This is a genomic window from Acidovorax sp. YS12 (assembly GCA_021496925.1).
Taxonomy (GTDB): domain Bacteria; phylum Pseudomonadota; class Gammaproteobacteria; order Burkholderiales; family Burkholderiaceae_C; genus Paenacidovorax.
The window spans coordinates 1,848,853-1,866,815 of record CP053915.1; the positions used below are offsets into that span (position 1 = coordinate 1,848,853).

17 protein-coding genes are annotated in these 17,963 nt (G+C 66.3%); 11 read left to right on the forward strand and 6 right to left on the reverse strand.

The features are described 5' to 3' along the window. The first annotated feature begins 18 nt into the window (after positions 1–18). The 8 genes from YS110_08370 (at position 19) to mnmH (ending at position 9,564) form a co-directional block, all read left to right on the forward strand. Positions 19–585 (forward strand): type II transport protein GspH, encoded by a 567-nt coding sequence (locus tag YS110_08370; GenBank protein ID UJB64756.1) that lies wholly within the window; start codon positions 19–21, stop codon positions 583–585. Next, a complete protein-coding gene (gene pilV, locus YS110_08375; GenBank protein UJB64757.1) occupies positions 573–1,241 on the forward strand; it encodes a type IV pilus modification protein PilV in 669 nt (222 codons plus the stop codon). The genes YS110_08370 and pilV overlap by 13 nt, the downstream gene beginning before the upstream one ends. A 1-nt stretch (position 1,242) precedes the next feature. Further along, positions 1,243–2,208 (forward strand): PilW family protein, encoded by a 966-nt coding sequence (locus YS110_08380; protein UJB64758.1) that lies wholly within the window; start codon positions 1,243–1,245, stop codon positions 2,206–2,208. A gap of 11 nt (positions 2,209–2,219) precedes the next feature. Continuing rightward, positions 2,220–3,014 carry a pilus assembly protein gene (locus YS110_08385; GenBank protein ID UJB64759.1) on the forward strand — a complete coding sequence of 265 codons (795 nt, stop codon included), beginning with the start codon at positions 2,220–2,222 and terminating at the stop codon, positions 3,012–3,014. 91 nt (positions 3,015–3,105) lie between these two features. Then, a complete protein-coding gene (locus tag YS110_08390) occupies positions 3,106–6,873 on the forward strand; it encodes a pilus assembly protein PilC (protein UJB64760.1) in 3,768 nt (1,255 codons plus the stop codon). Positions 6,874–6,886: 13 nt separating this feature from the next. Further along, positions 6,887–7,303, forward strand: coding sequence for a prepilin-type N-terminal cleavage/methylation domain-containing protein (locus tag YS110_08395; GenBank protein UJB64761.1), 417 nt, complete (start codon positions 6,887–6,889; stop codon positions 7,301–7,303). A gap of 63 nt (positions 7,304–7,366) precedes the next feature. Beyond that, positions 7,367–8,491 carry a bifunctional diaminohydroxyphosphoribosylaminopyrimidine deaminase/5-amino-6-(5-phosphoribosylamino)uracil reductase RibD gene (gene ribD, locus YS110_08400; GenBank protein UJB64762.1) on the forward strand — a complete coding sequence of 375 codons (1,125 nt, stop codon included), beginning with the start codon at positions 7,367–7,369 and terminating at the stop codon, positions 8,489–8,491. After that, complete coding sequence (mnmH, locus tag YS110_08405) at positions 8,488–9,564, forward strand: tRNA 2-selenouridine(34) synthase MnmH (protein UJB64763.1); 1,077 nt, start codon at positions 8,488–8,490, stop codon at positions 9,562–9,564. The genes ribD and mnmH overlap by 4 nt, the downstream gene beginning before the upstream one ends. On the opposite strand, the gene YS110_08410 is transcribed toward mnmH, so the two are convergent. The 4 genes from YS110_08410 to YS110_08425 form a co-directional block, all read right to left on the reverse strand. Then, positions 9,497–10,486, reverse strand: a complete 990-nt coding sequence (locus YS110_08410) for a tRNA-dihydrouridine synthase (protein UJB64764.1) — start codon at positions 10,484–10,486, stop codon at positions 9,497–9,499. The genes mnmH and YS110_08410 overlap by 68 nt on opposite strands. A 51-nt stretch (positions 10,487–10,537) precedes the next feature. Then, positions 10,538–11,704 (reverse strand): class I SAM-dependent methyltransferase, encoded by a 1,167-nt coding sequence (locus tag YS110_08415; protein ID UJB64765.1) that lies wholly within the window; start codon positions 11,702–11,704, stop codon positions 10,538–10,540. Then, positions 11,701–12,222: a GNAT family N-acetyltransferase gene (locus tag YS110_08420; GenBank protein UJB64766.1), complete on the reverse strand. Its 522-nt coding sequence runs from the start codon at positions 12,220–12,222 to the stop codon at positions 11,701–11,703. Before YS110_08420 ends, YS110_08415 begins: the two co-directional genes overlap by 4 nt. Positions 12,223–12,417: 195 nt before the next feature. Next, positions 12,418–12,945 (reverse strand): hypothetical protein, encoded by a 528-nt coding sequence (locus tag YS110_08425; GenBank protein ID UJB64767.1) that lies wholly within the window; start codon positions 12,943–12,945, stop codon positions 12,418–12,420. Between the two features lie 122 nt (positions 12,946–13,067). Here YS110_08425 and YS110_08430 point away from each other — a divergent pair, with 122 nt between their 5' ends. Then, positions 13,068–13,694 (forward strand): response regulator transcription factor, encoded by a 627-nt coding sequence (locus YS110_08430; protein ID UJB64768.1) that lies wholly within the window; start codon positions 13,068–13,070, stop codon positions 13,692–13,694. Further along, positions 13,694–15,481, forward strand: a complete 1,788-nt coding sequence (locus YS110_08435; protein UJB64769.1) for a response regulator — start codon at positions 13,694–13,696, stop codon at positions 15,479–15,481. Before YS110_08430 ends, YS110_08435 begins: the two co-directional genes overlap by 1 nt. 80 nt (positions 15,482–15,561) lie before the next feature. On the opposite strand, the gene YS110_08440 is transcribed toward YS110_08435, so the two are convergent. Beyond that, complete coding sequence (locus YS110_08440; GenBank protein ID UJB64770.1) at positions 15,562–17,001, reverse strand: coniferyl aldehyde dehydrogenase; 1,440 nt, start codon at positions 16,999–17,001, stop codon at positions 15,562–15,564. A 159-nt stretch (positions 17,002–17,160) separates the two neighbouring features. Here YS110_08440 and YS110_08445 point away from each other — a divergent pair, with 159 nt between their 5' ends. Further along, the gene (locus YS110_08445; protein UJB67402.1) at positions 17,161–17,556 is read left to right on the forward strand and encodes a cupin domain-containing protein; all 396 of its coding nucleotides are present in this window, start codon (positions 17,161–17,163) and stop codon (positions 17,554–17,556) included. Positions 17,557–17,638: 82 nt separating this feature from the next. On the opposite strand, the gene YS110_08450 is transcribed toward YS110_08445, so the two are convergent. After that, complete coding sequence (locus tag YS110_08450; protein UJB64771.1) at positions 17,639–17,944, reverse strand: hypothetical protein; 306 nt, start codon at positions 17,942–17,944, stop codon at positions 17,639–17,641. Positions 17,945–17,963: the final 19 nt, after the last annotated feature.

Here is a 17,963-nt window from a genome sequence, read left to right on the forward strand (position 1 = left end):
CACCGAAAGGTCATTGCCATGCGCACTCTCACAGTGATCCACGCCAGCCCCAGTCTGCTAACCGCAGGCGGATTCACCACTGTGGAACTGCTGGTATCGATCGCGGTGCTGGGCGTGCTCACTGCCATTGCGGTGCCCAATCTCATACCGCTGGTGGAGAGCTGGCGTGTGATGCAAACCACCAATCACCTTCAAGACACTCTGAGCTTCGCTCGCTCCGAGGCCATCAAACGTGGTGGACAGGTCGTTATTCAAAAGATCAGTGCGTCCAACTGCCCCACTGGTACGCGCGACTGGGACTGCGGTTGGATCGTCTGCCACGACGCCAACGGCAATGGCTCCTGCAACACGACGGATCCCGTATTGCAGCGAATCGATGCACCGGCGAAAGTGCAAGTCACACGTACCGGCGGGGGCGCCAGCATCAAGTTCAACCGCTGGGGTTTGGTTGACGGCACCTGGCTCGGTTTCAGTCTCATTCCCCTCGACAAAAGCACCAACCATCCCGGAGCGCGTGGCCTTTGCATGAGCTCGGGTGGTCGCATCCGCATTCTTCCTCCCCAGGACATTCCATGCACCGGCTAACCCCTATGCACACCCCAAACCCACAGAACCAGCGCGGTATCACGCTGATCGAATCGCTCATCGCAATCGTCATTGCGGGCCTAGGTATCCTGGGTATCGTCGGTGTACAAATGCGCACCTTGTCCGATACGCAAACTACCGTGCGGCGTGCACAGGCCATACGCCTGATTGAAGATTTGAGCGAACGCATGAAGGTCAACCCGAATGCACAGGCCGTCCTGAGCAGTTATGTCTCCGACTTCAGCGACGAACCCACACCAGGCAACTGTGCTAGCTCTGCTACAGGCTGCACGCAAGCCCAGCAAGCCGCCTACGACTTGGCTGTTTGGAAGAAAAACGTCAAAACCCTTCCCCTGGGCCAGGCCAAGATATTCGTTCCCCCGGCGGAAAGCGCGGTGGACGCCACGGGCCGCCGCCAGATCGGCGTGATGATTGCTTGGCGCGAAAACGAGCGCGACAGCGGCGCAAACTACAAAAACGATATCGACGCCACCAAAGTACGTAACACCAGCGGTGCCCTCCAAGATGGCGCCGGCAGCGCCAACGCCTGCCCCGCGGACCGCACCTGCCACCTGCAATACATCGCCGTTTCTGCCCGCTGCGCGCCCTACAAGCCGGGCACCGGTGCAGCCCAGTATTTCTGCCCAGGGGCTTGAAATGACTATAAAAGCCACAGCTTCTCCCGCCCGCACCTCCAGGGCGCATCGCACTGAAAAGCCAAATAGCCGAGAAATCGGTGTGCATCCACCGCAAGCGCAACGCGGATTCTCGCTACTGGAGCTCATGATAGGGCTCACCATCGGGCTGATCGTTATTGGCGTGGCCATGGGGGCGCTCCTCATCTCACGTGGCGTATCCGGCACCGTGAGCGACGCCAGCGGCATCCAGCAGCAGGCAAGCTATGCCATGCGCGTCATCGGTACGCAGCTGCGCCAGGCAGGCTCACTGCGCCTCAACCTGAGCCCCAACACCTCAGCCTCTGCCGCTGCAGCCGCTGCGTCCGGTGTGGGCGGCGATGCATACCTGACAGAGGTGGCCTTTGAAACCCTCGCCCCATCAACTGGTGGTACTGCATTCGACCCCGCATCCGACACCATTACCGGTACGAACACCTCTCTGACCACAGGCTACCGTCGGTACAAAGAGCCCGTCTATAGCGCGTCCGCCGAAGAATCGCTGGTGCGCAACTGCCTGGGGGGCCCTGCCGAAGCCAACAAGGATCAGAAAGTGGAGAGTGTTTTCACCTTCAACGCCAGCACCAACGAACTGCGCTGTAGCGGCAACGGTATGGCAGCGCAGCCGATTCTTCAGAACGTAGCCAACTTCCAGGTGCGTTACCTGGTGCAAAACAACACAACCATGACCTCCACCGGCAGCCTAATGCGAAACGTGGTTGCGGCCGATGTCAGCAACTGGAGCCAAGTGCAGGCTGTCGAAGTCTGCCTGGTGCTCTACGGCAACGAACCCATCAATATGACGGGCCTCGACGCGAGCGCCACCACTTACACAGACTGCGACGGAACCACCTCAGTGAACATGGCCACTCTCACTGGCGAACGTGCGCGGCGCATGCACCTTCTGTTCCGCAACGTCTTCCAGCTGCGCAGCCAGGGGCTCACTTGACAGATCACGCCATGACCCAAGCTCATCTCCCCCCCTCCCGGACATCACACCACCAGCACGGTGTCGCGTTGTTTGTCGTCATAGTGGTCGTGCTGCTCTCCTCCCTGCTGGTCATGTGGGGGGCGCGCACCTCGCTATTTAACGAACTCGTCGTAGGCAACGACGCAGACTACCAGCGTGCCTTCGCAGCCGCTCAATCCCTGATACAGGATGCCGAACTCGATATCCGTAGTGCCGAGCCCGACACGAACAATAAAACCGCCGACGGCGTGGATTGCAGCCCAGGCGGAGATATTTGCCGCATGGGGCTCAGCGATTACCAAATCCCGGCCTCGCGAGAAAACGAGAAGGTCGGCATTCTGCTGGCCAAACTTGCCACCAGTCACTCCAACACCGAAGGCTGTCAGAAAGGCCTGTGCATCAAACGCACGGGCAAACAGGACTTCTGGAACGACACCGCCACCCTGGCCAAAATGACCAACAGTGCCGTGGGCGCGCGCTACGGCCAATTCACCGGCGCTGCCAAAGGTAGCTCCAGCGCACCCGCCAACCCCATCCTGGCGGACACCAGTGCCGCAAACAAGGGAGGCTGGTACTGGATTGAGATCATGCCGTACATCAAGCCCGCCACGGGAGGTAACGGTCTCATCGTCAACGCTAGCGCCACCAGCAGTAACGAGCCAGAGCTGCTGCGCCCCAATTTAGACCCCAACGTTGCCTACCGCATCACCGCTTTGGCCTATGGACTCAAAGGTTCAATGGTAGTAGTGCAAGAAACCTACGCCCAGCAAAGGCGCAAGGATTGAACGCCCTCCCAGGCAAAAACAATAGCTGCTAACGCAAGCCCAGTGGCACTTGGAGCCCTTTTTTATGCAAAACCGACCACAGGAGCGCATCATGCCCCGCCCCACACCTGTACGCCGCCTCCCCCGCTTTCGCAAACACCTGCTGGCTTTGGCCGCTGGCGCCGCGCTGGCGCCAAACGGTGTCTGGGCGGTGGATCTGTTGCAAGCGCCGCCGGGCACGGTACAGCCCTATGTAACACCGAACGTCATCATTTCCGTCGACGATTCGGGGAGTATGGATTACTGCCTAACCAAGGAGGGCACCAGCAGCTGTCCCATCGCCTGGGATGCCAATGGCAATCCAACGCAGTCTGCCTCCGTCAGTAATACCCTGGTCCCCGACGCGAACGGCAGTTGGCCAGGCAATGCCAGACGGATCAACGTTTTGAAATATTCGCTCAAGCAGGCCTTCAATGACACGGCCTTGCTGCCGGATAAGAAGATCCGCATTGCTTGGCAAGCAATGTGGAATAACGGGGGATCGCCAGGCATTGGCCCCCAAAAAACCAGCGGGTCTACAACAAGCAAAGCAGGAGCGAACAGCGTATACAACGGCACAGATACGCCCACCGCAGGCACGAACTCGATGAAAGTGCTTGACAACACCCATCGCACGAACTTCATCAGTTTTATCGACAAGCTGGATGCTGGCAACGGTACGCCATCCCACTGGATGTTCAGCCAGGCCGATGCCTACATGCGCAGTAACGTGAACTCCAATGGCCCCTGGTCTGGCAACCCGGGGGGCAGCGATACCGCCAGCACGACTTACCTGGGTTGCCGCCGTAACTATCACATCATGATGACTGACGGGCGCTGGAATACCCTGTCTACAGATATCGGCGACACCAATCGCCGCGATAACGCCACAAACATTGCTCTGCCCAACGGCACTATTTATGGCGGTACCACGGCCGCCGAAAGAAGCAAGACCGCGCTCTATCGCGACACTTACAGCAAAACCCTGGCGGACTGGGCTTTCTACAGTTGGGCCACGCCACTGCGCACCAGCGGACTTACAGGCAACCCCCAGCCTACGGCCGACTACGATAAGGCCACTCAGACGGAAAACTTCGGCAAAGACTCTGCTGGTAACGATGCGATCCTGGAGCGCTTCTGGAACCCGCGCTACAACCCCGCGACCTGGCCGCACATGGTCACCTACGCCATCGGTTTCAGCAACATGGCCGTTACGTGGCCGGGCGCACCAACCATACAGGCGCCCACCAGCAAAGTGCCCTTTGGCTACGACGGTAGCTTTCCCGACCTAGTCACCGGGACAAAAAAGTGGCCTGATATGGGTACGGGCGAAAGCGTTAGATCTCTCGACCTGTGGCACGCAGCATTGAATGGACGGGGCCGCTTCTACGCGGTGGAAAAAGGGGAAGACCTGGAAAAGGCTTTTCGCGAGATCTTCGGGCAAATCAACACCCAGACTGACCCCGACATGACCTCCACGGCCACCAGTGGATCCAACACTTCGCGCAACGACGTGGGCAAATACACCGGAAACTACGAGCCCAAGAACGCCTGGAAAGGCTACGTGACAGCAGAAACGGTGAAAAAGGACGGTACAACCGAAGCCACCGCAGGCTGGGGCGGCCAGAACACGGCGCAAAAAATTGATGCCATGAACCCAGGCGACCGCCGGATTTTCACCTGGAACGACAAATGGGCTACCAGCAAATATACAGGCGGCACCCCCTTCAAATGGACGACCACTGAAAACAACCTGAGCACCTCTCAAAAGCTTTGGTTGCAAAAAAATCTCGATGGCACCGACGAGGGTGCCACCGCAGGCCAGAACAGGCTCGATTACATCCGTGGCGACCGCAGCAAGGAGGGATCCGACTCCTCAGGCTACCCCACGTCCAAGCCCTACCGCCAACGCCAGTCTGCCCAAGGCGACATCATCAATTCGGTGGTCTGGTACGTCGGCGCACCCGCCAGTAACTACGCGCTCAAGGGCTACAGCACCTTCACCAGCGACAACAAGACACGCACGCCCATGATTTATGTGGGAGGCAATGACGGCATGCTGCACGGTTTCTCTGCGGCTGACGGTAGCGAAAAGATTGCCTACGTGCCACAGGGCGTTATCCCCAGCCTCACGCGCCTGACCAACCCCACATACAACCAAAAGCACCGATTCTTCGTGGACGGGTCACCCATGACGGGCGATGTTGATATGGGCGCTGGTGTGCAAGACCCCGACGCTCCCAACTACGACCCCACCTACTCACCGACCTGGCGCACCCTGCTGGTCGGTACGCTGGGCGCCGGTGGCAAAGGCTATTTCGTGCTGGACGTCACTGACCCCAACGCCTTCCTAGAGGCCAATGCCTCCACCTTGGTCAAGCTCGACCGTACCCGTAGCACAGAAGCAGGTACAACGCCTAACTGTGCGCTAACCACCATGAGCAGTGCTGAAAAAGCAGCGTGCAATAAGGCAACGACCGAGGACAAGGACATTGGCAACATCACGGCCCGCCCGGTGCTGGATGACACCAACCCCATGCGCACCACACAGATCACGCGCATGAACAACAACCGCTGGGCTGTAGTGATGGGTAATGGCTACAACAGCGCCAACCAGCGGCCTGTGCTGCTCGTCCAGTATCTGGACAATGACCCGGGCGGCGATGCGACGAAGAACATGAAACTCTTGCGCCTGCCCGCCACCACCGAATTTCCGGGCCAGGGCAAGGCCGCCGACAACGGACTGGCTGCCCCACGCCTGGTGGACATTAACGGCGATGGCCGCCCCGACATAGCTTATGCGGGCGACAACCTTGGCAACATGTGGAAATTCGATCTGACCAGCGTCGATGACACCCAGTGGGGGGTTGCGCCTTTTGGCACCTCCATCACTCCCCCTATTGCGCCAGATACGGCTCCTAGCACAACGTCTGGCGGAGGTGTCGCTGGCACCCCCCTGTTCACCGCCAAGGGACCAGGATCGCTGGGCAGTGCTCGCACAATCATTCAGCCCATCACGGTAGCGCCCACAGCGCGGCCCAATGATCGCAAGAAAACAGTCGGCACCGGCCCCACTGCCAAGACGGTGGACGTTGGCGGCATGATGGTGGTGTTCGGCACGGGTCGCAACGTTACCAAAGCCGATGAAAGCGATCGCAACGTGCAAACGCTGTACTCGGTACTGGACAACACACGGTACAAGACGGTCAGCACCACCCTTGGCAGCCGCCTGCAGGTTCACCCTGGCGGTGGAACCTGCACCCCCGTGCCCGCAGCAGACTGTGCCCCCGTGCCCGCAGCGCTGGGCGAAGGCGTGGCCACGGCCAAACTGGTGCAACGCACCATCACCGATCTTTCTGGCGGAGATTTTGGCCAAGTGGAAGACGCCACCACCCTGGACTGGGCCGTTAACAACGGCTGGTACATGGACTTCCCAGCTGTTGGCGAACGCTTGCTCAAGCCGATCGATCTCTACGATGGCAGCAACATTCTGGCCGTGTATTCGCAAGTGCCAGCGAAAGGCTCGGATGTAGACCCGAACGTCGAAAGCTGCGAATCCAGCACAGTGGATGAAGAGCGCCAGTACCGCACCTTCATCAACATGATGGATGGCAAGAGCCCCTCCGTGCAATTGGTAGACGTCAACGGCGATGGCGCCTTTGATGCGGCAGATGGCGGTGGTTCCGGCAAGCGCCCGTCACGCCGAAAAGTCACCAAGGGCTCCCACAATCTCATCAACAGCGGCAACAAAGTCGAAGACATTGACGTGAAAAACAACCGCGAAAAGCTCGCCCGCATGCCCGAGCAATCGCTGCGCTCAATCTGGCGCCAACTGAAGTAAGGAGAACACGCCCATGCGCCTACGCACAAGCCTTTCACAACACGGCTTTACCTTGATCGAACTCATGATCGTGGTAGCCGTCATCGCCATCCTGGCCGCGATTGCCTTGCCGAGCTACAACGAGCATGTACGCAAAGCCCACCGTGCGGACGCGCGTGCGGGATTGCTTCAAGCACAGCAGTGGTTGGAGCGCGCATCCACTGCAACAGGGGTGTACCCCACAACGCTGCCCTCAATGCTCACGTGGTCTGGGGATAGCTCCAAGCGTTACGAGATTGCCTTCGCTGCGGGTAACACCAACGCGGCCTACACGCTGGAAGCGACGCTCAAATCGAGTTATACCGACCCAAAGTGCGGCAAGTTGACTTTAAGAAATACCGGGGAACGCGGCTCCAATGGCACGGATTCGGTCGCTAATTGCTGGAAGTAACGGGCCCATACACGCAAGGCATCTGAACCTTGGTCTCCTGGGCGCGCTACCATCCCAGCCGCCATGACAGACCCCACCCCCTTCATCCACCAAGCGCTTGGGCTCGCCGCCCAGGCGCTTTTTCTTTCCAACCCGAACCCGCGCGTGGGCTGCGTCATCACGGCGGCCGATGGGCAGCTGCTGGGGCAAGGCTTTACCCAGCAGGCGGGCGGGCCACACGCTGAAATCATGGCACTGCGCGATGCCGCGGCACGGGGCCACGACGTACGCGGTGCCACGGCCTATGTGACGCTGGAGCCCTGCGCCCACCAGGGCCGCACGGGCCCGTGCTGCGATGCGCTGATCGGCGCGGGCATCGGCAAGGTGGTGGCGTCGCTGGCCGACCCGAATCCGCTGGTGGCAGGCCAGGGGTTCGCGCGGCTGCGCGCGGCCGGGGTGGCGGTGGAAGTGGGACCGGGGGCAGAGGCGTCACGCGCCTTGAACGTGGGTTTTTTCAGCCGCATGGAGCGCGGCACGCCCTGGGTGCGCATGAAGGTGGCGGCCTCACTTGACGGCTTCACCGCGCTGCCTAACGGTACCAGCCAATGGATCACCTCGCCGGAAGCACGCGCCGACGGCCACGCTTGGCGCGCGCGCGCCTGTACGGTGCTGACCGGCATCGGCACCGTGCTCGCCGACAACCCGCGCCTGGACGTGCGTGAAGTCGCCACGCCGCGCCAGCCCCAGGTGGCCGTGGTGGACAGCCACTTGCGCACCCCCGTGAATGCTGCGCTTTTCATAACTGGCCGCGCTTGCACCATCTACTGCGGAGCCGAAATGGATGCGGCGATGCAGGCACGCCGCAGCGCGCTGCAGGCCCAAGGTGCCCGTGTGGTGCACTTGCCCGCCCCCGATGGCCGCGTGGACCTGCGAGCCATGCTGCACGACCTGGGCGCACAGGCCGTGAATGAACTGCACGTGGAGGCAGGCCAGCAGCTCAACGGCGCGCTGGCGCAGGCAGGGCTGGTGGATGAGTGGCTGCTCTACCTGGCACCGCAACTGCTTGGCAGCGGGCGTGGCATGGCGCTCCTGCCACCGTTCAGCACGCTGGCGCAGGCACTGCCGCTGGCGTTCGAATCCGTGCAGCAGGTGGGGCCGGATTTGCGCATCCTGGCGCGCAGCCGCACCGCGGCGGAGCTTCGCGCATGAGCGCCCGGCACCCGGTGCGGGTGGAGGACCGCCTGCGCTTCGACAGCATCATCGACGCCCGCTCGCCCGCCGAATACGCGCTCGACCACATCCCCGGCGCCATCAACTGCCCGGTGCTCAACGACGAGGAGCGTGCCATCGTCGGCACCCTGTACAAGCAGGTTGGCGCCTTCGAGGCCCGGCGCGTCGGCGGTGCCATGGTGGCGGCCAACCTGGCGCAGCACCTGCGCACGCATTTTGCCGACCGGCCGGAGCGCTGGCGGCCACTGGTGTACTGCTGGCGCGGAGGCATGCGCAGCGGCGCCATGGTGAACTGGATGCGCCTGGTGGGTTGGGACGCACAGCAGCTCGCCGGCGGCTACAAATCCTGGCGCCGCCACGTCATCGCCCGCCTGACCGAACATGCGCCGCAGCTACAGCTGCGCGTGCTGTGCGGCGCCACCGGCAGTGCCAAGACGCGCGTGCTGCAGGCCCTGGCGGCGCAAGGGCAACAGGTGCTGGACCTGGAGGGCTTCGCGCGCCACCGGGGCTCGGTGCTGGGCGCCTGGCCGGGCGTGGCCCAACCGTCGCAAACCGGCTTTGAGACGCAGATCGTCGATGCGCTGGACCGCCTGGACACGCAGCGCCCCATCTATATCGAGGCCGAGAGCGCGCGCATTGGCCGCCTGAACGTGCCACAGCCGCTGGTGCAGCGCCTGCGTGCCAGCCCCTGCATCGAAATTTGCGCCAGCACCGATACCCGACTGGCCTACCTGCTGCGCGACTACGCCAACCTGGCCGACGACCCGGCGCTCCTGGCACAGCAACTGGGCACGCTCAAGGAGCTGCACGGCCGCCAGGTGATCGCGCAATGGCAGGCCTGGGCGCAGGCGCGCGAGCTGGCGCCGCTGTTCGCCCAGCTGATGGCGCTGCACTACGACCCGCTGTACGAGCGTTCGCAAAGCCGCAACCTCTACCGCTGGGCGCAGCGCCAGAGCGTGCTGGCGCCGGATTTGTCGGACGCGGCTATTGCCGCCCTGGCGCGGGCGATTGCGGCGCTGCCTGCGCCTCCAGACGCCCCACCCAGTCCGTGACCGCCCGGCAGTCGTTGAGGGTGCGCAGTTGGTCGAAGGCCTGCTGCGCCTCGGGGTAGCGCCGGCGCAGCAGGTTCAGCCATTGCTTGAGCCGCCCGGCGCGGTGGCGCGGCGTGACGCGCTGGCCCACCATCTGCCAGAACTGCACCAGATGCGGCACGAGCGCCGGCCAGGGCAGCCCCTCGGCCTGCGCCGCAGCGCCATCCGCCGCGCGGATGGCCAGCGCCAGGCCCGGGTCGGCCACCGCGCCGCGCCCCAGCATGAGCGCGTCGCAGCCCGAGAGCGCGCGGCAGCGCTGCGCATCCTGCACCGTCCAGATCTCGCCGTTGGCCACCACGGGAATGGGCACCGCCGCGCGGATGGCCGGGATGCGCTCCCAGTACGCCGGCGGGCGGTAGCCGTCGGCCTTGGTGCGCGCGTGCACCACCAGTTCGCCCGCGCCGCCGGAGGCCATGGCCTGGGCGCATTCGCGCGCCAGCGCGTCGTCGTCGTAGCCCAGCCGCATCTTGGCCGACACGGGCACCCGTGCGGGCACGGCGCGGCGCACGGCGGCCACCACGGCCTCGATCTGCGCGGGGTCGCGCAGCAGTGCCGCGCCGCCGCCGTGGCGGTTCACGACCTTGGCCGGGCAGCCAAAGTTCAGATCCACCCCTTCGGCGCCCAGCGCGGCCAGGCGCGCGGCGTTCTCGGCCATGCTCACCGGATCGGAGCCGAGCAGCTGTGCGCGCACCGGCACACCCGCCAGGGTGCGGCTGCCATGGCGCAGCTCGGGCATGGTGCGCAGGAACACGCGCTCGGGCAGCAGCGTGCCGGTGACGCGGATGAACTCCGACACGCAGCGGTCCACCCCGCCCACGCGCGTGAGCAGGTCGCGCAGCACGCAGTCCAGCAGGCCCTCCATCGGGGCGAGCAAGAGTTTCATGGTCAAAACGGCTTCCAGCGCTTACCCATCAAGCGCTAGCAGCTATTGAATTCATAGTGCGCCAAGCCGCCACAGCGACGTAACCTCGGCTGCGCGTGCGGCGTGCAGCGGGTCGTCGGCATCCTGCGCCTTGCCGTGGCGCGGGCGGGTGTCGTGGCGCGCCAGCACGCGCAGGCCCGCGGCCTCGATCCAGCCCAGCAGCTCCGCGCGCGTGCGCAGGCCCAGGTGCTCGGCGAGGTCGGACAGGATGAGCCAGCCCTCGCCCCCCGGCGCCAGGTGCGCGCGCAGGCCGTCGAGGTAGCCGCGCAGCATGCGGCTGCCTTCGTCGTACACGGCGCGCTCCAGCGGGCTGCTGGCGCGCGCGGGCAGCCAGGGCGGGTTGCATACCACCAGGGCGGCCTGCCCGGGCGGGAACAGGTCGGCCTGCAGCAGTTCCACCCGCGGCAGCAAGCCCAGGCGCTGCAGGTTGTCCTGCGCGCAGGCCAGGGCGCGCGGGTCCTGGTCGGTGGCCACCACGCGCGCCACGCCCCGGCGCGCCAGCACGGCCGAGAGCACGCCGGTGCCGACGCCGATGTCGAACGCCAGCGCGCAGCCACCCGGCAACGGCGGCAGGGGCACCTGGGCCACCAGATCGACGTATTCGCCACGCACGGGCGAGAACACGCCGTAGTGCGGATGGATGCGGTTGCCCGGCGGCGCGCCCAGGGCGGGAATCTCCACGCCCTTCTTGCGCCACTCGTGCGCGCCCACGATGCCCAGCAGCTGGCGCAAGGGCGCCACCAGCGGCGCGCCGGGGGCGGGGCCCCAGGCTTCGGCGCAGGCGGCGCGCCAGTCGGGCGCGCGGCGCAGCGCAATGGCGTAGTCGCCCTCCAGCACGATCAGCAGCATGGCCAGCACGCGCGCGCGCTGGCCCTGGGCCTGGCGGTGCAGGTGGAATGCCTGGGCCGGAGTGGCGGGCGCCGCCGCCCTGGCCGCCTTGCGTGGCTTGCGCTCCATGCGCCGGGCCATGGCCTGCAGCAGCTGGCGCGCGTTGTGGAAGTCGCCGCGCCACAGCAGCGCCGTGCCTTCGCAGGCCAGGCGGTAGGCGGTGTCGGCGGGCATGGTGTCGTCGGCGCACACCACGCGGCGCGGCAACGGCTGGCCGCCCTCGGAGCGCCACAGCGCGCAGCGCGCCTGGCCCTGCTCGCTCCAGTGGAGGGCGCCGTCGCCGAGGCTCAACTCAGCGGCCTTTGCAGGCGCACTTCCTCGATCTTGACGCTGCCCAGGACCGAGGTCTTGGCCGTCGTCATCTCGCGCTTGAAGCCGGCCATTTCATGGAAGCGCAGCGCACGCTCGTTGCGCAGCGGCACCCAGGCGGTGACGGTGGTGCAGCCTTCTTCCTGCAGGCCGTCGCGCGCGGCGTCCCACAGGGCCAGGCCCACACCCTGGTTCCAGTGCGTGGGCGCGGCGTAGATGGCCCAGATCTCGCCGGTGGTGGGGCGGGTCTTGGGATCGCGCGAGCGGTCGAAGCCGACGAAGCCGACGATCTTGTCGCCATCGACGGCCACTTGCACCTGGGGTTCGCAAAACTCGATGGCTTCGCGCCAGTAGGCCTGGCGCTTCTCCAACGAGGACATGGATTTCAATTGATCGTCAGGCACCAGGCCACGATAGGCTTCGATCGCGGAAGTGGTATGGACCTGGGCAATGGCCTTGGCGTCACGCAGGGTGGCCGGACGAACCTGGATACTGGACATGGGAGAACGCAACGGGAGGAAAACGAAAAACCCGGTATTTTCGCCATTTGCCCCGGGAAGTGCCAGCCCCCCTGGTGAACCGCCCCGTGTGCAGCCCGGCTAACCGGCCCTTCTTGACAGTAGGGAAATCTGCCTTGCGCCCTTACGCAGCAAGCGCTGGCAGCTATCAAAAAAGATTTTTTCAGGCCCGCCGCATCATGCCGCCGCCAGGGCCTGCTGCGCGAGGCGCTGCGCCGCCAGCGCCCGCTTGTTGCGCGGGCGCGGCACCGCCGGCGCGGGCGGCTTGCCGTTGATGGCCGCGAGCCCCAGCACCAGGGTAACGCTGTGCGCGCCCTCGTCGCGGTCGTCCGGGGGGTAGAGGCAGTAGCTGCCGCTGCAGCCGTCCAGCGCCCGCTGGGCCGCATGCAGCACCACGCGCACGCCCTTGCGCCCGCCGTCGGCAAACGGCAGCACGCGCAGCCGGGCCGCGCCATCGAGCGCCAGGCCGAGGTGGCCGGGGCGGTTGACCAGGTCGGTGCGGATGCCGCGCCAGCTCGCCCCGCCATCGGGCGAGTACTGCCAGACGCCCGCCTGGGCGTCGAGGTGTTCCACGATCACGCCCAGCGGCGCATGCAGGCCCGGGCAGTGCGCGCCGACCAGGGCGGCCACGCTGCTGCCGCCCAGGCCCGGCGGGGCCACGGACGGGTGGTGAGGGACATGGATCGGCAAGACGGCGGCGGGCATGAACCACTCCTTTTTTCGCGAGGCCGGTGATCGGTGCGAAAAAGTCTAGGAAGCGCGCCCGGCGGCGTCCATCGCACAAATGGACTAGGCTGTGCGGGCCGCTGGTGCGCAATACTCGGCCCATGCCTGCCCACCTGCTGCTCGTGGACGACCACACCCTTTTTCGTACCGGCCTGCGCCTGATCGTGCAAGACCACCCCGGCGTGGGCGCGATTGCCGAGGCCGGCTCGGTGGCCGAGGCCTGCACCCTGGCCCCCTGCGCGGTGGACCTGGTGCTGCTCGACATCCAGATGCCCGGCATGAACGGACTCGACGGCCTGCGCCCGCTGCGCGAGGCGTTTCCCCAGGCGCGCGTGGTGCTGGTGTCCGCCAGCGTGGCGCCCGACGCGGTGCGCGAGGCGCGTGCCCGCGGCGCCGACGGGTTCCTGCCCAAATCGGCCAGCGGCGCGGACATCCTGGACGCCATCACGCTCGCGCTGTCGGGCCTGCCCTGCTTTCCGGCCGCCAGCACGCCCGTTCCGCCGCCAGCCGGGCACCCCGCCCCGGCCCTGACGACGCGCCAGTCCGACGTGCTGCAGCTGCTGTGCGCTGGCAAGCCCAACAAGGTGATCGCGCGCGAGCTGGGCCTGAGCGAAAACACCGTGCGCGTGCACGTCGCCGCCATCTTCGGCCAGTTGGGCGTGAACAGCCGCAGCGCCGCGCTGCTGGCGGCGCAGCGCCTGGGCCTGGTGCAGTGGAGCGAGGCCTAGTGCACCTGGCCCGCGCCGCCCGCAACTGGCGCAGCGCATGGCATGAGGCGCTGCGCTGGGAGCGCGACGCCGTGCTGGCCGAGCAGGTGCTGCTGCTGCGGCGCAATTTCCCGGTCACGCTCTGGGCCTCGCTCATCACCTCGGTGGGCACGGTGTGGGTCATGTCGCTGGGCATGCCCATGGCGCCCATGCTGTGGTGGCTGGCCTCGCACGTGGCGGTGGTCACGCTGGTGTACCTGACCCTGCGCCCGCTGCCGCGCCCGGGCCACGGCCCGCGCAGCGACGCGCGGCGGCTGCTGGCCTGCATGACGGGCATGGGCCTGACCTGGGGCTCGCTCGGCGGCGTGGCGCTGTGGCAGGGCCAGGGCAGCGACGCCGTGGTCTACGCCATCGGCATCCTCAGCACCGTCTCGGCCGGCGCGCTGGGCCTGGGCGCGCCGCTGCTGCGCGGCTACATGATCTACCTGACCTGCACCATCAGCAGCGTGCTCGTCGCCCTGGCCGTGGTGGGCGGGCCCATCGCCCTGCCCGGCTGCGTAATGGTGGCCGTGTACTACCTGCTCACGGCGCTGCACGCGCGCAACCTGGCGCGCGCGGCGCGCGACAGCATCGAGCTGCGCTTCGACAACGAGCGCCTGGTAACGCAGCTGCGCGCCCAGACCGACCGCGCCGTGCAGGCCCTGGCGGCGGCCGAGCAGGCCAACCAGGACAAGTCGCGCTTCCTCGCCGCGGCGAGCCACGACCTGCGCCAGCCGCTGCACGCCATGGGCCTGTTCCTCGACACCCTGGCGCGCAGCCCGCTGACGGCGCAGCAGGCCAGCGTGCTGGGCCACGCGCGCACGGCCTCGGGCGCGGCGTCGGAAATGCTCACCACGCTGCTGGACTATTCACGCCTGGAGGCGGGCGTGGTGCAGGCGCACGACGCGCCATTCGCCGTGCAGCCGCTGCTGGGCGCGCTGGAGCAGGAATTCGGCCCCCAGGCCGACGCTGCCGCGCTGGTCTACCGCACGCGCGAGACCACGGCGGCAGCGCTGGCCGACAAGGCGCTGGTCGATCTGGTGATGCGCAACTTCATCTCCAACGCGCTGCGCTACACGCGCACGGGCGGCCTGCTGATCGCCTGCCGCGCGCGCGGCGGCCGGCTGGCGCTGGAGGTGTGGGACACCGGCTGCGGCATCGCGCCCGCGCACCAGCAGGAGGTCTTCAAGGAATTCCACCAGCTCGGCAACCCCGAGCGCGACCGCCGCAAGGGCCTGGGGCTGGGCCTGGCCATCGTGCAGCGCCTGGCGCAGGCCATGCACACGCAGGTGGAGGTGCGCTCGCGCCTTGGGCGCGGCTCGGTCTTCCGGCTCTGGCTCACGCCCTGGCGCGGCGCGCTGGTCGATGAGGCCGTGGCCAGCACGCACGACGGCGCCAGCCTGGCAGGCCGCCGCGTGCTGGTGGTGGACGACGACGAGCCGGTGCGCCTGGGCATGCAGTCGCTGCTGGCAAGCTGGGGCTGCCACTGCCTGTGCGCGGAGTCGGCGGCCGATGCACTGGCCCGCCTGCACCAGATGCCGCAGCCCGACGTGGTGGTGACCGACTTCCGCCTGCGGCACGAGGAAACCGGCCGGCAGGTGCTAGACACCCTGCGCGCGCACCTGCAGCGCAGCGTGCCGGCCATCATCATGACGGGCGACACCTCGCCCCAGCGCCTGCGCGACGCGCAGTCCACCGGCGCGCTGCTGCTGCACAAGCCGGTCTCAGCCGCACAGTTGCGCGAGGCGCTGCTGGAACTGGTGCAATGACTCCGTTTTTGATAGCTGCCAGCGCTTTACTGGCAAGGGCTTGAGGCTGATTTTTCTTAAAAAACCAGAAAGCGCTGCGGCTACAGCCAGCGCCGCAGCGCCTGCATCACGCGGTCGAAGCGCGCGCCGTAGGGCGGGTAGAACAGCCAGCCCATGGCCCAGGGCGACTGCACCAGCACCGACTTCTGGTGCGAGAAGCGCAGGAAGCCCTGCTCGCCGTGGTACGCGCCCCAGCCGCTGTCGCCCACACCGCCAAAAGGCAGGTTGTCGTGCGCGATGTGCATGAGCGTGTCGTTCACCGTGACACCGCCGCTCACGGTGCGCGCCAGCACGTCGTCGCGCACGCGTGCATCGTTGCCGAACCAGTACAGCGCCAGCGGGCGCGGGTTGGCGTTGATGTGGGTGATGGCGTCGTCGAGCCGCTCATAGGTGATGACGGGCAGCACCGGGCCGAAGATTTCCTCCTGCATCAGCTGCATGGACGACGTAGCGCCAAACACCAGCACGGGCGCCATCTGGCGGCTGATGCCATCGCCCAGGCTGGCCTGGTGGTTAGGTGCGGGCGCCACGGGCGCGGGCTGCACGCTCACCACCTCGGCGCCCTGGGTCTGCGCCTGCTGCAGCATGGTGCGCAGACGCGCCAGGTGGCGCGCGGAAATGATGGAGGCATAGTCCGGGTTGCCCTCGATCTGCGGGAAAAGCCGCGCCACGGCGGCGCGGTAGGCCTCGGTAAACGCAGCCTCGCTGCCCTGGGGCAACAGCACGTAGTCGGGCGCAATACAGGTCTGGCCTGCGTTCAGCAGCTTGCCGTGGGCGATCTTCAGCGCGGCTTCTTGCAGGTTGCAGTTGGCATCGATGATGCACGGCGACTTGCCGCCCAGCTCAAGCGTGGTCGGCGTGAGGTTGGCGGCTGCGGCCTGCGCCACCTTGCGGCCCACGGCGGTAGAGCCGGTGAACACCAGGTGGTCGAACGGCAGCGAGGCCACCAGCGCCGCCACCGAGGCATCGCCCTGCACCACGCACAGCTCGTCGGGCGCAAAGAACTGGCCCACCACCTCGGCCAGCTTGGCCGAGAGGTGCGGCGTCAGTTCGCTGGGCTTGACCATGACCCGGTTGCCCGCCGCCAGCGCCGTGATGGCCGGCGCCAGCGCGAGCTGGATGGGGTAGTTCCACGGCGCGATCACGCCCACCACACCCAGCGGCTGGCGCTGGATCCAGGCACGCGCAGGCTGCAGGTGCAGCGGCGTGCGCACCTTCTGCGGACGGCTCCAGCGTGCCAGGTGCGAAAGCGTGTGCGACAGCAGCGCGCGCAGCACGAAGAAGTCCGCCACCTCGGTCAGCCGGTGCGAGCGCATGCCGAAGTCGGCCTGCACAGCGGCGGCCAGTTCGGGTCCGCGCTCGTCGATGAGCTTGCGCATGCGCAGCAGGCGCTCACGGCGCAAAAGCAGCGGCACGTCGGGCTGGGCACGGCTGGCCTGGTACTGGACCTCGAAAAGGGCGCGAATGTCGTCGGTGGTCATGCCGGGCATGATAGGGCCAGGCATGCCATTCCGATTAGGGGTTCGCACTTCGCGTGCTAGCGAAGCGGTAACAGAATCCACAGCGCGGCGTTGGACGCGGCGGCCTTTGCCAGGCCGACTCCTGCCGTTAACCTTGCACCGATGAATACCTTTACCACCATGCAGCTGCCTGCTGCGCCCACCACCGTGGCACCCGACGGCTCCGACGTTCGTGTGCTCCTCGGCCTGCCCAGAGGCAGCATGGCCCATTTCGAGCTCGGCGCGGGGAAAGTCTCGCAAGCGGTCGTACACCGCACCGTCGAAGAGGTCTGGTTTGTCGTGTCAGGCCTTGGCGAGATGTGGCGGCGGCAAGGAGACCATGAGGAAACCGTGGTGCTGCAGCCTGGCGTGTGCCTCACCATCCCGGTAGGTACGCACTTCCAGTTCCGCGCTTCCAGTTCAGCGGCCATCGCCGCGGTCGGTGTCACCATGCCGCCCTGGCCGGGTGAGGGCGAAGCCGTGCCCGTTGCGGGCCCCTGGCCAGCTTCATGCGGGCAGGCAGCTTCGCAAACGTAATTCGCAGTATTTTTTAGCTCCAACCCTTACACGGCAAGCGCTGGCAGCTATTCATTTAGAAGCAGAAGTGCCATCCCCAGGCTCAGCGGATTTCGCGCGCAACCACATCGGTCACGTCGGTGCTACCTTGCCCGGCGCGTGCGGCGGGGCGCGGGGCGGTCCAGCGCGCCGTGCTGCGGTGCACGGTGCTCCAGCCCTGGCGCGGGCTCATGCGCATGGCCCAGGGCATGACCGGGCGGCCGGTGAGGCGGGCCCACAGGGCGCGCACGCCCCAGACGAGCGCCAGCACGGCGGCGGCGGCCAGCAGGCTGAGGAAAAAGACCACGCCGGCGGCAACCACCACGAGGCGCAACGTCCACCGGATCGCGCCGGCCACTATGTCGTTCAAACCATGTCCCTTTCTGGCT

Bases quoted from the DNA above. Each gene is read 5' to 3' on its own strand.
- YS110_08445 (UJB67402.1), top strand. From the start codon at position 17,161: ATGCAGCTGCCTGCTGCGCCCACCACCGTGGCACCCGACGGCTCCGAC.
- YS110_08410 (UJB64764.1), bottom strand. From the start codon at position 10,486: ATGAAACTCTTGCTCGCCCCGATGGAGGGCCTGCTGGACTGCGTGCTG.
- pilV (UJB64757.1), top strand. From the start codon at position 573: ATGCACCGGCTAACCCCTATGCACACCCCAAACCCACAGAACCAGCGC.
- YS110_08370 (UJB64756.1), top strand. From the start codon at position 19: ATGCGCACTCTCACAGTGATCCACGCCAGCCCCAGTCTGCTAACCGCA.
- ribD (UJB64762.1), top strand. From the start codon at position 7,367: ATGACAGACCCCACCCCCTTCATCCACCAAGCGCTTGGGCTCGCCGCC.
- YS110_08425 (UJB64767.1), bottom strand. From the start codon at position 12,945: ATGCCCGCCGCCGTCTTGCCGATCCATGTCCCTCACCACCCGTCCGTG.
- YS110_08390 (UJB64760.1), top strand. From the start codon at position 3,106: ATGCCCCGCCCCACACCTGTACGCCGCCTCCCCCGCTTTCGCAAACAC.
- YS110_08395 (UJB64761.1), top strand. From the start codon at position 6,887: ATGCGCCTACGCACAAGCCTTTCACAACACGGCTTTACCTTGATCGAA.
- YS110_08440 (UJB64770.1), bottom strand. From the start codon at position 17,001: ATGACCACCGACGACATTCGCGCCCTTTTCGAGGTCCAGTACCAGGCC.
- YS110_08380 (UJB64758.1), top strand. From the start codon at position 1,243: ATGACTATAAAAGCCACAGCTTCTCCCGCCCGCACCTCCAGGGCGCAT.
- YS110_08430 (UJB64768.1), top strand. From the start codon at position 13,068: ATGCCTGCCCACCTGCTGCTCGTGGACGACCACACCCTTTTTCGTACC.
- YS110_08420 (UJB64766.1), bottom strand. From the start codon at position 12,222: ATGTCCAGTATCCAGGTTCGTCCGGCCACCCTGCGTGACGCCAAGGCC.
- YS110_08385 (UJB64759.1), top strand. From the start codon at position 2,220: ATGACCCAAGCTCATCTCCCCCCCTCCCGGACATCACACCACCAGCAC.
- mnmH (UJB64763.1), top strand. From the start codon at position 8,488: ATGAGCGCCCGGCACCCGGTGCGGGTGGAGGACCGCCTGCGCTTCGAC.